Origin of the sequence: Burkholderia sp. AU33803, from assembly GCF_002223095.1 — a bacterium.
Lineage (GTDB): Bacteria > Pseudomonadota > Gammaproteobacteria > Burkholderiales > Burkholderiaceae > Burkholderia.
On record NZ_NKFJ01000004.1, the window covers coordinates 1,160,186 to 1,173,796 of the forward strand.

The 13,611-nt window shown below is 67.6% G+C and carries 11 protein-coding genes; 3 read left to right on the forward strand and 8 right to left on the reverse strand.

All coding sequences use genetic code 11. The features are described from left to right. Positions 1–3 precede the first annotated feature (3 nt). From CFB41_RS07850 to CFB41_RS07865, 3 genes are all read right to left on the reverse strand, one after another. Complete coding sequence (locus tag CFB41_RS07850) at positions 4–1,758, reverse strand: AMP-binding protein (protein WP_089456589.1); 1,755 nt, start codon at positions 1,756–1,758, stop codon at positions 4–6. Between the two features lie 156 nt (positions 1,759–1,914). Continuing rightward, positions 1,915–2,736 (reverse strand): TetR/AcrR family transcriptional regulator, encoded by an 822-nt coding sequence (locus CFB41_RS07855; protein ID WP_089456115.1) that lies wholly within the window; start codon positions 2,734–2,736, stop codon positions 1,915–1,917. A gap of 215 nt (positions 2,737–2,951) precedes the next feature. Next, a complete protein-coding gene (locus tag CFB41_RS07865) occupies positions 2,952–4,172 on the reverse strand; it encodes an MFS transporter (RefSeq protein WP_089456591.1) in 1,221 nt (406 codons plus the stop codon). Positions 4,173–4,453: 281 nt separating this feature from the next. On the opposite strand from CFB41_RS07865, the gene CFB41_RS07870 reads away from it, so the two are divergent. The 3 genes from CFB41_RS07870 to CFB41_RS07880 all read left to right on the forward strand — a co-directional run bounded on the left by CFB41_RS07870 (position 4,454) and on the right by CFB41_RS07880 (position 7,497). After that, the gene (locus CFB41_RS07870; RefSeq protein WP_089439981.1) at positions 4,454–4,996 is read left to right on the forward strand and encodes a GNAT family N-acetyltransferase; all 543 of its coding nucleotides are present in this window, start codon (positions 4,454–4,456) and stop codon (positions 4,994–4,996) included. 136 nt (positions 4,997–5,132) lie between these two features. Next, positions 5,133–5,759 (forward strand): ParB-like protein, encoded by a 627-nt coding sequence (locus CFB41_RS07875; protein ID WP_089456116.1) that lies wholly within the window; start codon positions 5,133–5,135, stop codon positions 5,757–5,759. 7 nt (positions 5,760–5,766) lie between these two features. Next, positions 5,767–7,497: a SulP family inorganic anion transporter gene (locus CFB41_RS07880; protein WP_089456117.1), complete on the forward strand. Its 1,731-nt coding sequence runs from the start codon at positions 5,767–5,769 to the stop codon at positions 7,495–7,497. A gap of 33 nt (positions 7,498–7,530) precedes the next feature. Here the strand turns inward: CFB41_RS07880 and CFB41_RS07885 are convergent, their stop codons facing one another. The 5 genes from CFB41_RS07885 to CFB41_RS07905 form a co-directional block, all read right to left on the reverse strand. Next, positions 7,531–8,466 carry a carbohydrate kinase gene (locus CFB41_RS07885; RefSeq protein WP_089456592.1) on the reverse strand — a complete coding sequence of 312 codons (936 nt, stop codon included), beginning with the start codon at positions 8,464–8,466 and terminating at the stop codon, positions 7,531–7,533. A gap of 131 nt (positions 8,467–8,597) precedes the next feature. Further along, entirely contained in the window at positions 8,598–9,542 is a 945-nt protein-coding gene (locus CFB41_RS07890) for an ABC transporter substrate-binding protein (protein ID WP_071334393.1), read from the reverse strand. Positions 9,543–9,624: 82 nt separating this feature from the next. Beyond that, complete coding sequence (locus CFB41_RS07895; protein WP_089439984.1) at positions 9,625–10,662, reverse strand: ribose ABC transporter permease; 1,038 nt, start codon at positions 10,660–10,662, stop codon at positions 9,625–9,627. Positions 10,663–10,705: 43 nt separating this feature from the next. Next, the gene (locus CFB41_RS07900; protein ID WP_089456118.1) at positions 10,706–12,259 is read right to left on the reverse strand and encodes a sugar ABC transporter ATP-binding protein; all 1,554 of its coding nucleotides are present in this window, start codon (positions 12,257–12,259) and stop codon (positions 10,706–10,708) included. Beyond that, positions 12,246–13,493: an ROK family protein gene (locus tag CFB41_RS07905; protein WP_089439986.1), complete on the reverse strand. Its 1,248-nt coding sequence runs from the start codon at positions 13,491–13,493 to the stop codon at positions 12,246–12,248. The genes CFB41_RS07900 and CFB41_RS07905 overlap by 14 nt, the downstream gene beginning before the upstream one ends. Positions 13,494–13,611 lie beyond the last annotated feature (118 nt).

Sequence of the window (13,611 nt, forward strand, 5' to 3'; positions counted from 1 at the left end):
CGTTCAGCCTTGCTTCGCGGCCTTGATTTTGGCGAGTTCCTCGTCGCGCAACGCACGGCGCAGGATCTTGCCGACGTTCGTCTGCGGCAGCGCGTCGCGGAACTCGACGAATTTCGGCATCTTGTAGCCGGTCAGGTTCTTGCGGCAGTGCGCGAGCACGTCGTCGACCGTCAGCGACGGGTCGCGGCGCACGACGAACACCTTGATCCGTTCGCCCTGTATCTCGTCAGGAATGCCGATCGCCGCGGCTTCGCTGATGCCCGGATGCATCACCAGCACTTCCTCGATCTCGTTCGGATACACGTTGAAGCCCGACACGAGGATCATGTCCTTCTTGCGGTCGATCAGGCGGATGAAGCCGCGTTCGTCCATCACGCCGATGTCGCCGGTGCCGAGCCAGCCGTCGGCGTCGATCACCTTGGCCGTCTCGTCGGGGCGCTGCCAGTAGCCGCGCATCACCTGCGGGCCACGCACGCACAGCTCGCCCGGTTCGCCGACGGGCGCCCAGGTGCCGTCCTCGCGACGAAAGCGCACGAGGGTGGACGGCGCGGGCAGGCCGATCGAACCACTGAACGCGGCCATGTCGTTCAGGTCCACGGGGTTCATCGTGACGATCGGCGAGCACTCGGTCAGGCCGTAGCCTTCGACGACCGGCCGGCCCGTCACCTGCTGGAAGCGCTCCGCCACCGCGCGCTGCATCGCCATCCCGCCGGCCATCGCGAGCTTCAGCTTCGAGAAATCGCGCTTGCGGAATTCCTCGTTGTCGAGGAACGCGTTGTACAGCGTGTTGATGCCGGTGATCCCGGTGAACGTCTCGTTGCGGATGATCTTCATCACCATCGTCATGTCGCGCGGGTTCGCGATCAGGATGTTGCGCCCGCCGAGCCCCATGAAGATGAATGCGTTCACCGTCAACGAATAGATGTGATACAGCGGCAGCGGCGTGAGCACGGTTTCGACGTCGCCCGAGACCTGGTCGGCGATCCAGGCCTTCGCCTGCAGCAGGTTCGCGATCAGGTTGCCGTGCGTGAGCATCGCGCCTTTCGCGACGCCGGTCGTGCCGCCCGTGTACTGCAGGAACGCGAGGTCGTCGCGCGTGGTCTGCACCGGTTGCGGCTTGCCGCGCGCCCCGAGCGCCAGCGCCGAGCGCAACCGGATGGCCTGCGGCAGGTGGTAGGCCGGCACGAGCTTCTTCACGTGCTTCAGCACGAAATTGATCAGGCGTCCTTTCGCGTTGAAGCCGTCGGCGAGCAGGTCGCCGAGCGCGGTGACGACGATGTTCTTCACCTGCGTTTCCGGCAGCGCGTCCTGCAGCGTGCGCGCGAAGTTCTCGAACACGACGATCGTCTGCGCGCCGCTGTCCTTCAACTGATGCGCGAGTTCGCGCACGGTGTAGAGCGGATTGACGTTGACGACGATCGCGCCTGCCTTCAGCGTGCCGAACAGCGCGACCGGGTACTGGAACGTATTCGGCAGCATGATCGCGACGCGGTCGCCGGGCTTGATGCCGATGCCTTGCAGGTACGACGCGAACGCGTCGACTTTCTGCGCGAGCGTGCGATAGGTCATCGATGCGCCTGCGCTCACGTAGGCGACGCGCTCGGCGAAACGGCTCGTGCATTCGTCGAAGAACTGCACGAGCGACGCGTATTGCGTGACGTCGATCTCGTGCGGGACGCCGGGCGGGTACGACGCGTACCAGATGCCGTCGGTGTTCGGCGGAACCTGGGCCGCTGCGGTTGCTGCGGAAGATGACATGACGAGTCTCCGGTCTTTGCTCTCGGCGAGGGCGGGCGCTTCGGCGCCGGCCCGTGCCCCGTGCCGCACGGTCGATCGACGGGGCGCCTCGACGCCCCGCACGACCGCGCGTTTCAATCAAATCGTGAACAGGAAGCCGCGCGTGGCCTCGCGCGCTCAGTTCGTGGAATGCAGCGTCGTCGTATCGACGAGGGGCGGCGCCGACTGCGGCAGCCCGAATGCTTCGCTGGCTCCCGCATCGTCGAGCACGGCCGCGAAGATCGACAACTGCGCGCTGTCGGGCATCGGCGCTTTCAGCGCGGCGACGATCAGCGATGACAGTCGCGCGATCATCTGCACGTCGTTCATCGTGCGGCCTTGCGAGAACTCGTCGATCAGGCTTTCCGTTTCGGCGCCCGCGAGCGCGCCGGACAGCGCGCCGATCGCGAAGTGCAGCCGCCAGCCGAGCTCCGTGCGCGGCAGGTGCGGCAACGCGCGCTGGAACGCGTCGAAGAAGCGGCCCGCGACGCTCGCGTAGTGCGCGGTCAGGAAGTTGCGCACGAACGGCGACGGGTCGGTGTACGCACGGCCGATCAGGCGCAGGAAGCCGGGCCCGCCGCGATCGGGATTGCGCGAGGCCTTCAGCGCCGGAATGAACATCGCGCCGAGCACGTGCTCGCAGGTGATGTGCGTGCCGAGTTGCGCATCGAAGCGGTCGAGGATGCCGAGGCGTTCCTGGTTGAGCTGGTCGAGCCGGCGCGACAGCATCGCGTGGATCAGCGCTTCCTTGCTGCCGAAGTGGTAGTTGACCGCGGCGAGATTGACCGCCGCGCGCGAGGTGATCTGGCGCATCGACATCGCCTCGAAGCCATGCTCGATGAACAGGTCCTCGGCCGCATCGAGGATGCGCGCCTTCGTCCCGCCGGTCTGCCGCGTGCCGGATGACCGTGCCCCGGACGGCCGTCCCGCGGATGGCCGCCCCTCCTGACTTACTGCCATGTCCCGCCTCCCATGCCGGTCGCCCGGCCGCGAACTGGTGATTTGTTTGTCTGATTCAAACAGCCGTTTTTATTAAGATAAAAAATCGCGGACGGAGCGGGCAAGCGGGGAATCTGGACAAATTCCTCTAGTTCGATGTGCGAATGCGGAAAGTATCGGGCGTGCCCTCGACGGGACGGGGTACGCGTGATGATGCGGTGCGGCAATGCGCGGGATCAGCCGACCGTGCTACGCGTATTGACCGATTGCGTCATGTCGATGCCGCGCCGCTCGCGGCTGAACAGGATCAGCACGGCGATCACGACGGCGACGATGCCGGCCACGAGCGCGAGCGCGAAGCCGTAATTGTTGTTGTTCGACACGGCGAGCGACGCCTGCATCGTCGCGTTGCCCGACGCGAGCAGGTTGCCGAGCTGGTAGACGACGCCGGGGAAGGTCGCGCGGATCTCGTCGGGCGAGATCTCGTTCAGGTGAACCGGGATCACGCCCCACGCACCCTGCACCGAGATCTGCATCAGGAACGCCCCCGCGGCGAGGGCAACCGGGCCGCTCGAGAACGCCCACAGCGGCAGCACGGGCAGGGCGATCAACGCGGCGATGAAGATGGCGCGACGCCGGCCGATCCGCTCCGAGATCGCGCCGAACGACAGGCCGCCGACGATGGCGCCGATGTTCAGCACGATCGTGATCCACGACACGGTATGCGGATCGAAGTGATGCTGTTCGCGCAGGAACGTCGGATAGAGATCCTGCGTGCCGTGCGAGAAGAAGTTGAATGCGGTCATCAGCACGATCGCGTAGATCGTGAGCTTCCAGTTCTGCTTCAACGTGGAGCCCAGGCTCGGGCGCGGGCGCTTTTCCATCTGCTTCCATGCCGGCGATTCGGGTACGTGTGCACGCACGTACAGCACGAGCAGCGCGGGCAGCACGCCCACCATGAACATGCCGCGCCAGCCGATGTACTGGTAGAACAGGCCGAACACGACGGACGCGAGCAGGTAGCCGCTCGGATAGCCGGCCTGCAGCAGCCCCGACACGAAGCCGCGCGCATGGGTCGGCACGGTTTCCATCGTCAGAGCCGAGCCGACTCCCCATTCGCCGCCCATTGCGACGCCGAACAACGCGCGCAGCACGAGCAGCGCGGTCAGGCTCGGTGCGAAACCGGATGCGAGTTCGAGCAGCGAGTAGCATGCGATGTTGACCATCAGCGTCGGGCGGCGACCGAAGCGATCGGCGAGCCGGCCGAAGATCAGGGCGCCGAGCGGGCGCATCGCGAGCGTCAGGGTGAGCGCGAACGCGACGGCGGGAATCGTCGACCCGAATTCGGCGGCGATGTCCTTCAGCACGAACACCATCAGGAAGAAATCGAACGCATCGAGTGTCCAGCCGAGGTAGGCGGCGATCGTGACGTTGCGTTGTTCGCGGGTCCAGCTCATGTCCGAGGTCTCCTCGTCGGCTTGCGCGCTCACGTTGTGGATGCGGATGCCGGCCCGGCCTGCGCGCGGTGCGGGGGCATGGATCGAGTGTAGGCGGCGGCGCCCGACGATGTGGGGCGCGATAACGTCGAATCGGGAATAATCCCTAGGAAATGAACTGTTTCGGAAATGGCAATGCCGTCGCCCCAAGCCGGCGACAGGCGTCTGTATCCTTCCGGAAGGCTGTTTGTATCTGTTTTGTAATGCGTCCGATGCACATCGTCACCGAATCAGGAGTCCCGATGACCGAACGTTCCGCCGCCACGCTGCCCGTGCTCGAGACGGCGCGGCTGTGGCTGCGTCCGCGTGTGCTGGCCGATCTCGACGCATGCCTCGCGATGGATCGCGATCCCGAGGTCACGCGCCATATCGCGGGCCCGTGGCACGATCCTGTCGAGCATCGGCGTTTCGTCACGCACCGGATCACGTGCGACTATCCGCCGGGCCTCGGCTACTGGTCGATCTTCGAGAAGGCCGCGCCCGATGCGTTCATCGGCTGGATCCTGCTGATTCCCGACTATGCGGACGGCGCGCGCGACGTCGAGATCGGCTGGCGGCTGGTGCGTGCGACCTGGGGGCGCGGCATCGCGAGCGAAGCCGCGGCAGCCGTCGTGCGCCACGCGTTCGACACCGTGCGCCTGCCGCGCGTGATCGCCGATATCGCCCAGGCCAACAGCGGCTCGCTGAATGTCGCGCGCAAGCTCGGGATGCGTCGCGTGAGCGTCGTGCACGATGGCATTCCTTACATTCGACATCGTCTCGAGCGCAACGATCTGCGCGCGTAGCGCGGCGCCGTGCGCGGGCGGGCGGTCGCGCGGTTGTCAGAGATCGTCAACCGGACGCGTATCGAGGTCATGACGTATTAACGGCTCGCGCGATCAGGAGTATCGTTGCCGGAATTTCGCAACATGGGGTACGACCATGGCTCTCGGCAACGATGTTCACCTGATTCCCGTCAAGCTTGAAGAACTGCGTCCCACGCAGATGACGGTCGGCTATCGCGAAGTCAAGGCGAAGCGCAAGCACTGGAAGGCGCTCGGCAAGCGCGCGCGCAAGGCCGCGATCGAATCGCACTGGTTCCCGGCGGTGCTCGGCCCGGACGGGCTGCACTACATCACCGACCACCACCACCTCGGCCTCGCGCTGATCGAGGAAGGCGAGGCACGCGTGAACGCGATGCTGCTGAAGGATCTGTCATGGCTCGACGAGACGATCTTCTGGCGGATGATGGAACACAACCAGTGGGTGCATCCGTTCGGCGCCGACGGCACGCGTCGCGACTACGCGAATCTGCCGAAGGCGCTGACCGGGCTCGTGGACGATCCGTACCGCAGCCTCGCGGGCGAGCTGCGCACGGCGGGCGGCTATGCGAAGGATGCGACGCCGTTCAGCGAATTCCTGTGGGCCGACTACCTGCGCCAGCACGTGTCGCTCGACCAGATCCGCAAGAACTTCGCGAAGGCGCTCGACATCGCTCTGCGTCGCGCGCATGAGCAGGATGCACGCTATCTGCCCGGCTGGTCGGGCGTCATTGCCGTCAAGCCCTGACCGCCTCATGACGACCGCCCCGATCCGCCCCGATGCCGGCCCGCAGCATGCCGACCATTTCGCCGCGCTCGACGCGGCCGTGCCGCCGCCTACGCGACGCATCGGCCTCGATGCGCTGGCCGGCCTGTCGATCGCGGGGCTGCTGATCCCCGAGGCGGTCGCGTACGCGGGGCTGGCGAACCTGCCGCCGCAGGCCGGTCTCATCGCGTTGCTGTCGGGGCTCGTCGTCTATGCGCTCACCGGCAGCAGCCGCTTCGCGATCGTGTCGTCGACGTCGTCTTCGGCCGCCGTGCTCGCGGCCACCGTGCTCGCGGAGTCGGGGATGGCGCTCGCCGCGCAACTCGCGCTCGCGGCGGCGCTCGTCGCGATGACGGGCGTGCTGTTCATCCTGGCCGGTGCCGCGCGGCTGGGCGGCATGTCGGATTTCGTCGCGCGGCCGGTGTTGCGCGGCTTCACGTTCGGCCTCGCGCTGACGATCGTCATCAAGCAGTTGCCGAAGATCCTCGCGATTTCCGTGCAGCACAGCGATGCGCCGCATGTCGCGCTCGACCTGATCACCGGCGCGCCGCACGCGAATCTCGCGAGCGTCGTGCTCGGCGCCATTGCGCTGGCGTTGCTGTTCACGCTCGGGCGCAGCTCGCGCGTGCCCGCGACGCTCGTCGTGATCGTGCTGTCGATCGCGGCCGGCTATGCGATCGACTGGCAGCGATACGGGATCGCGATCGTCGGCCATATCGATTTCAAGCATATCGAGTTCGGCCTGCCGACCCTCGACCGCAACGCGTGGATGCAGACCATCGAGCTTGCGTTCGCGCTGATGCTGATCCTGTACGCGGAATCGTACGGATCGATCCGCAACTTCGCGCTGAAGCATGGCGACAGCGTGTCGCCGAACCGCGACCTCGTCGCGCTCGGCTGCGCGAACCTCGTGTCGGGCCTGCTGCACGGCATGCCGGTCGGCGCCGGCTATTCGGCGACCTCGGCGAACGAAGCGGCCGGCGCGCAGTCGCGCTTTGCCGGCCTGTGGGCGGCGGGCGTGGTCGCGCTGATCGTCTGGCTGCTGCTGCCGCAGCTCGCGCGCACGCCGGAGCCCGTGCTCGCGGCGATCGTGATCTTCGCGGTCAGCCACTCGCTGCATCCGTCGGTATTCCGGCCGTACTGGGCCTGGCATCGCGACCGCCTCGTCGTGATCGCCGCGCTGCTCGCGGTGCTCGTGCTCGGCGTGCTGCACGGGCTGCTCGCGGCCATCGGCGTGAGCCTGCTGCTGACGCTGCGCAAGCTGTCCGAACCGAACGTCAGCGTGCTCGGCAGGCTGCGCGACAGTCACGATTTCGTCGACGTGGCGAGCCATGCCGACGCGAAGCCGGTGCCGGGCGTGCTGATCGTGCGGCCCGAGGCGCAACTGTTCTTCGCGAATGCGGACCGGATGCTGAACCGCGTGCGTGCGTTGATGAAGGCCGCGCCGGACGCGCATACCGTGATGCTGAGCCTCGAGGAAACGCCGGATGTCGACAGCACGACGATCGAATCGTTGCGCACGTTCGCGGCCGAATGCACGGCGCGCGGGTTGCGGCTCGCGATCGTGCGGCTCAAGGTGCACGCGCTGCATGCGTTGCGTCGCGCGGCCGACGACACGCTGCACGACGATGCGATGTCCGAACTGAGCGTCGACGAGAGCCTGCAACTGCTGCAGGCCCGGATGCCGCCGGACGGCAGCGACGGCACGACCGCCGCGTGACGGGGCGGCGCGGGGGCGCCGCGCCGGTGAGTGCTATGGCGACACCACGGCGTCGGCGGAACGATCGATCATGTCGGTCACTTCGGCCGCCGTCGGCGCATAGGCGCCTGCATGCGCACAGGCGACGGCCGCGCACGCGGCCGCGTAGCGCAGATGTTCGGCGGCGGATGCATCGGGACGCGCAAGCTGGCTCGCGAGCCAGCCGCCGATGCTCGCATCGCCGCAGCCGACGGTGTCGGCCACGTCGGTCGGGAACGCGGGCTGGAACAGCACGAGGTCGCGATGCAGGAGCTGCATGCCGGATGCGCCGCGCGTGACGAGCATCGCGGCGTCCGGCGCCCACGTGCGCAGCTGCGCGAGCGCGGCGGCTTCGTCGAGTTCGGGAAACAGCCCGCGCAGATCCTCGTCGGATACCTTGATCCAGTCGGCGAGCCCGGCCAGCCGGCGCAGCGTGTCGCGATACGACGGCGCGGCCATCGGTGCGCGGAAGTTCGGGTCGAACGAGATCCGCTTGCCGGCCGCCCGCGCCGCTTGCGCCACATCGATCAGGCGCGACGCGAGCGGCTCGCGCACGACGCCGAGCGAACCGACGTGCACGATCTCGGCCGCGTCGAGTGCGCCGGCGGGCAGGTCCGCCGGATCGAACGCGAGATCGGCGCTGTTCTCGCCGATGAAGAAGTAGTGGGGCGGCTGCTTCGACACGACCATCGCGAGCAGCGGCGCGCGATCGACCTGCCGGATGAAGCGCAGGTCGAGCCCCGCGTCGGCGCTCTTGCGCATCAGCTCGTCACCGAAGGTGTCGCGGCTGACCGTGCCGGCGAAGGCCGTCGGCACGCCGAGTCGCGCACCGACGCGCGCGACGTTCCAGCATGAGCCGCCGGCGACGCTATGCCAGTGCTGTGCGTCGTCGCGGATGAAATCGGTCAATGCTTCGCCGAATACGATCAGGCGGGGAAACGTCGTCGTCATGTCGAAACCTTGTGCGGCGGCGTTGTACGCGGCCATGCAGCGGTTGATCTGAAAGGACGGGCAGTGCGGGTCGTCGCACGTCGCGACGCGGCCCGGCACCGCCCGGTTGCTCGGGCGGACAGGTGGCGCGATCAGCGCGGGGTGCTCCAGCCCTTGTAGCTCTTCACGTTGTCGCGCGTGATGAGCGTCGGCTCGATCAGGATCATCGGGTTGGCCGGCTTCTGGCCGTTCATGATGCCGTAGCCGACGTTGACGGCCTGCTGCGCCATCGCCCAAGGGTCCTGGCTCGACGACGCCTGCACGAGCGTATTCGACTTGAGCGCGACCTCGATATCGGGCGCGCCGTCGACCGACGTGATCACGATGTTCGGGCGGTTCAGCTGCTTCGCGGCGAGATCGCTGCCGATCGCCTGCGGGTCGTTGATCGTGAACACCGCGTCAAGCTTCGGAAAGCGCGTCAGGTAGCCCTGCATCGCGTTCATCCCGCCTTCACGCGAGCCCTTGCCGTCCTGGTCGCTCGACAGCACCTTGATGCCGGCGCTTTTCGCGAGCACGGTCTTGCAGCCGTTGACGCGATCGATCACGGCCGACACCTGCGGGCCGTTTTCGATGATCACGTTGCCCTTGCCGTTGAGTTTCTTCGCGATGTAGTCGCATGCCAGCTCGCCGGCCTTCACGTTGTTGGTCTGAACGGTCGCATTCGCGCCGGCGGCCGCGACGTCGACCGCGACGACCGTGATGCCGGCCGCCTGCGCCTTCTTCACCGCCGGTTCGATCGCTTTCGGGTCGGTTGCGTTGAGCAGGATCATGTCGACGTGCGCGGAGATGAAGTTGTCGATCTGCGTGAACTGCTTGTTCAGGTCGTAGTCGGCCGATACGGCCGTGACCTTCGCATTCGGGTTGATCTGCTTGGCGCGCGCCTCGGCGCCCTTGACGATCGTGACGAAGTACGGGTTGCCGAGCGACCCGACCGTGACGCCGATCGATTTGAGCGGCTTGTCGGCCGCGTGCGCGGCGGAAGCGCCGAACGCGAGTGCGCAGGCGACGGCGGTCAGGGCGGCTTTGTGCTTGAACATGTCGTGGTGTCTCCGTGAAGTGGCTTGGCGGGCGGGCGCAGGGATCGGCCTGCGCCGCCAGGTTGAATGGACGGGCAGGGGCTCAGGTACGGGCCGAATCGCGCTGGCGGTAGCGGTCGAGCGCGACGGCGCCGATGATCACGAGCCCCTTGATGATGTACTGCCAGATGTCGGACACGCCGAGCAGCACGAGCCCGTTGGTCAGCACCGCGATGATCAGCGCACCGATCAGCGTGCCGACGATCGAGCCGACGCCGCCGACGAAGCTCGTGCCGCCGAGGATCACCGCGGCGATCGCGTCGAGTTCGTACGACTGGCCGAGCTGCAGGCCGTTGGCCGCATAGAGCCGTGCGGCCGACATCACCGCGCCGAGGCCGGCGAGCAGCCCTGACGCCGCGTACACGAACAGCTGGATCGCCCGCACGTTGATGCCCGACAGGCGGGCGGCTTCCGGATTGCCGCCGACCGAATAGATGCGCATCCCGAGCACCGTGCGGCGCAGGATGAACCACGAGATCGCGATCACCGCGCACGCGATCACGACGAGCCACGGCACGCCGAGGATCGTGCCGTTGCCGATGAACGCGAACGGCAACTGCGGATTGAACACGGTCGTGTCGTTGCCGATCAGGCGCGCGACGCCGCGCACGGCGGTCATCGCGCCGAGCGTGACGATGAACGGCGGCAGGCGCAGGAACGAGATCAGGCCGCCGTTGATCGCGCCGAACACGAGGCCGACGACGAGTGCGAACGGCACGCCGAGCCAGCCCCAGCCGGGGATGGTCGACGCGAGCAGTGCCGCGACGGCCGCGGCGGCGAGCACCGAGCCGACCGACAGGTCGATGCCGCCCGTCAGGATCACGAAGGTCATGCCGGCGGCCAGCACGATGTTGATCGACGCCTGCTGCGTGACGATCGACAGGTTCTGCAGCGTGAAGAAGCCGTCGGTCAGAAAGCCGAAGCCGATGCACAGAACCAGCAGCACCGGCAGCATGCCGGCGGTGCGGATCAGCGACTGCATGCGGGCGCGTTGATCGGCGCCGCGCAACAGCGGCGTGCGGGTGGCCACCGGCTGGGCCGTCGCGGAAGCGAGGTTCCGCTGCTTGGTCGGGTTGATCATTTCGGTAACCTGGATGTAAGAAGGAAATGAAAAGGGGCGAGCCTCAGTGCGCGTCGGCGAGCTCGGCTTGCGAGCCGGTGGCGAGCGCGATGATGGCTTCCTGCGTGATGGGCGTAGGCGTGTAGCCGCCGAGTTCGCCGGCGATCTCGCCTTCGCGCATCACCAGCACGCGGTCGGCGACACCGATGATCTCCGGCAGTTCGCTCGAGATCACGATCACGCCCACGCCGGCCCGGGCCAGTTCGTTGATGATCCGGTAGATCTCGGATTTCGCGCCGATGTCGACGCCGCGGGTCGGTTCGTCGAGGATCAGCACGCGCGGCTTCGTCTCGAGCAGGCGCGACAGCAACACTTTCTGCTGGTTGCCGCCGGACAGCGCGCCGACGTTGACGTTCGCGTTCGGCACGCGGATCGACAGCGACGCAATGGCGTCCTGCGCGCGTTCGGCACCGCGCGCGAGATCGAGTGCACCGAGCCGCGCGTCGCGGTTGCAGACCGAGATGTTGATGTTGTCGCGCACGCTCATGTCGAGGAACAGGCCCTGGCGCTTGCGGTCTTCGGTCAGGTAGACGAGGCCCGCGTCGATTGCGTCGCGCGGCGAGTGCGCGCCGAACGTGCGTTCGCCCACCTTCACGTCGCCGCGCACGCGCGGTTCGGCGCCGAAGATCAGCCGCGCGAGTTCGGTGCGGCCTGCGCCGACCAGCCCCGCGATGCCCAGTACTTCGCCGGCGTGCAGGTCGAGGCTGCAGCCGCGCACGCGTGCGCCGTCGGCGATGTCGCGGACCGACAGCAGCAGGTGGCCGGGGTCGTACGGTGCGTGTTCCTTCTTGTAGAAGCCGGAGATGTCGCGGCCGACCATCATCGCGACGAGGCGCTCGGCCGACAGCGACGCGCGTTCGAGCGTGCCGACGTACGCGCCGTCGCGCAACACCGACACGCGGTCGGACAGCTCGTAGATCTCCGCCATCCGGTGGCTGATATAGATGATCGCGAGACCTTCCTCGCGCAACTGGCGGATCAGGCGGAACAGGTGCTCGGTTTCGCGCGACGACAGCGGCGTGGTTGGCTCATCCATCACGAGGATGCGCGCCCGGGTGTGCACGGCGCGTGCGATCTCGACGAGCTGCTGCTCCGCGATCGACAGCGTGTCGACGAGCGTGTCGGGCCCGAACGATGCGCCCAGGCGCGCGAGCACGTCCTCGCAGCCGCGCGCCATCGCCGCCCGGTCGATCGTGCCCCAGCGCCGGTTGCCGCGCCGCAGTTCGCGGCCGATGTAGATATTTTCCGCGACGGTGAGGTTCGGCGACAGGCACAGTTCCTGGTAGATCACCGCGACGCCAGCATCGCGCGCGGCAAGCGGGCCGTCGATGTCGATGCGGGCGCCGTCGATCAGGATTTCGCCGCCGGCGTCGGCGCGGTATGCGCCCGACAGGATCTTCATCAGCGTCGATTTGCCCGCGCCGTTTTCGCCCATCAGCGAATGGATCTCGCCGGGATAGACGGTCAGGCTGACGTTGTCGAGCGCACGCACGGCCGGGAACGTCTTGCTGATCCCGCGCATCTCGAGCAACGGACGGGGCGACTCAGATCGCGACATGGTTGACCTCCTGCGAGTCGATGCGGGCGCCCTTGAGGATGCCGGCCCGCGGGGAGAAGTTGAAGAACATCGGCAGCGTGGCCGCGCCGATCGCACCGGCGTCGGCGCCGAACGTGCCGCGTACGAGCACCGGCGTGCCGCGTGCTTCGGGCGCGGTGGCCACGAGCGCGGCGCGCAGGCGCGTCGTGACCGCGTCGAGCAGGCCCGCGTCGGTATCGGCGTCGAGTACGACCACCGGCGCGTCGACCACGCACAGCACCGCGCGCAATGCCGGCGCCAGCGCGTCGACGCAATCGTCGATCCATTCGTCGACGGCGGGCAGGCCGCGGGCGATGCACGCTTCGAGATCGGCCCGGTTGTCGACCGTTTCGCCGTGATGGCGCAGATGGCGCACCAGCGCATGCAGCGACGCGCGCGCGAGCAGGATGTCCCACGGGCCGCGTGGCGGCGGCGCGGAAGCCAGCCGGCTCGGCGGCACGGGAATCACGGCGATGTCGCCCGCGTTGCCGGTCACGCCGCGCAGGCAGTCGCCGTCGATCGCGATGCCGCCGCCGATGGCCGGCCCAATGAACAGGTAGACGAAGTCGTCGCACTGCCGGCCGTATCCGTAGAACAGCTCGGCGATCGCGGCTGCGTTGCCGTCGTTTTCGCCGAACACCGGAAGCGACAACGTGCGACCGAGGTCGGCCGCGAAATCGACGTCTTCCCACGCGCGGAACGTGTCGGGTGCGAGGCCGAGTTCGCGCATCCACGCGCCGAGGTTGTAGGGCTGGGCGACGCCGATACCGGTCAGGCGGGCGCGCTCGTGGTCGGGGAGCAGCGCCTGCATCGCGTCGATGTCGTGGCGGACGATCTCGAGTACGTCGGCGGGCGGCGGCAGCAGCGTGTCGTGCGAGCGGCGGCCGAGCACGTCGCCGGCGAAGTTGACGAGCGCCGTTTCGATGCGCATGCGGTCGAGATGGACGCCGATGCCGAACGCGCCGCGCGGGTCGAGGCGGATCAGCGAGGCCGGCTGGCCGCGCTGCCCTTCGGTGCGGCCCGCGAATTCGATCAGCTTCGCATCGGCGAGCGACGCGATGATGCTGCCGACTGCCGTTCCCGTCATGCTCGCGAGGCGGGCGAGGTCGGCCTTCGACGCGCTGCCTGCGCGGCGCAGCGTCTTCAGCAGCAGGCGCTCGTTGTAACGGCGCACGTTGGCCGAGTTGCTTCCCTGGCCGAAGTGCGGGCTTCTCATGGCGTCTCCTTCCATGGTGCGCTGTCGGGCAGCGCATTAAATAAATCACGTTGATTTATTTAACCGCGCGCACGCCGGCATGTCAGCCTAGGGAAATCCCGGTTTGTGTGGGAGCGTG

Bases quoted from the DNA above. Each gene is read 5' to 3' on its own strand.
- CFB41_RS07850 (WP_089456589.1), bottom strand. From the start codon at position 1,758: ATGTCATCTTCCGCAGCAACCGCAGCGGCCCAGGTTCCGCCGAACACC.
- CFB41_RS07855 (WP_089456115.1), bottom strand. From the start codon at position 2,736: ATGGCAGTAAGTCAGGAGGGGCGGCCATCCGCGGGACGGCCGTCCGGG.
- CFB41_RS07865 (WP_089456591.1), bottom strand. From the start codon at position 4,172: ATGAGCTGGACCCGCGAACAACGCAACGTCACGATCGCCGCCTACCTC.
- CFB41_RS07870 (WP_089439981.1), top strand. From the start codon at position 4,454: ATGACCGAACGTTCCGCCGCCACGCTGCCCGTGCTCGAGACGGCGCGG.
- CFB41_RS07875 (WP_089456116.1), top strand. From the start codon at position 5,133: ATGGCTCTCGGCAACGATGTTCACCTGATTCCCGTCAAGCTTGAAGAA.
- CFB41_RS07880 (WP_089456117.1), top strand. From the start codon at position 5,767: ATGACGACCGCCCCGATCCGCCCCGATGCCGGCCCGCAGCATGCCGAC.
- CFB41_RS07885 (WP_089456592.1), bottom strand. From the start codon at position 8,466: ATGACGACGACGTTTCCCCGCCTGATCGTATTCGGCGAAGCATTGACC.
- CFB41_RS07890 (WP_071334393.1), bottom strand. From the start codon at position 9,542: ATGTTCAAGCACAAAGCCGCCCTGACCGCCGTCGCCTGCGCACTCGCG.
- CFB41_RS07895 (WP_089439984.1), bottom strand. From the start codon at position 10,662: ATGATCAACCCGACCAAGCAGCGGAACCTCGCTTCCGCGACGGCCCAG.
- CFB41_RS07900 (WP_089456118.1), bottom strand. From the start codon at position 12,259: ATGTCGCGATCTGAGTCGCCCCGTCCGTTGCTCGAGATGCGCGGGATC.
- CFB41_RS07905 (WP_089439986.1), bottom strand. From the start codon at position 13,493: ATGAGAAGCCCGCACTTCGGCCAGGGAAGCAACTCGGCCAACGTGCGC.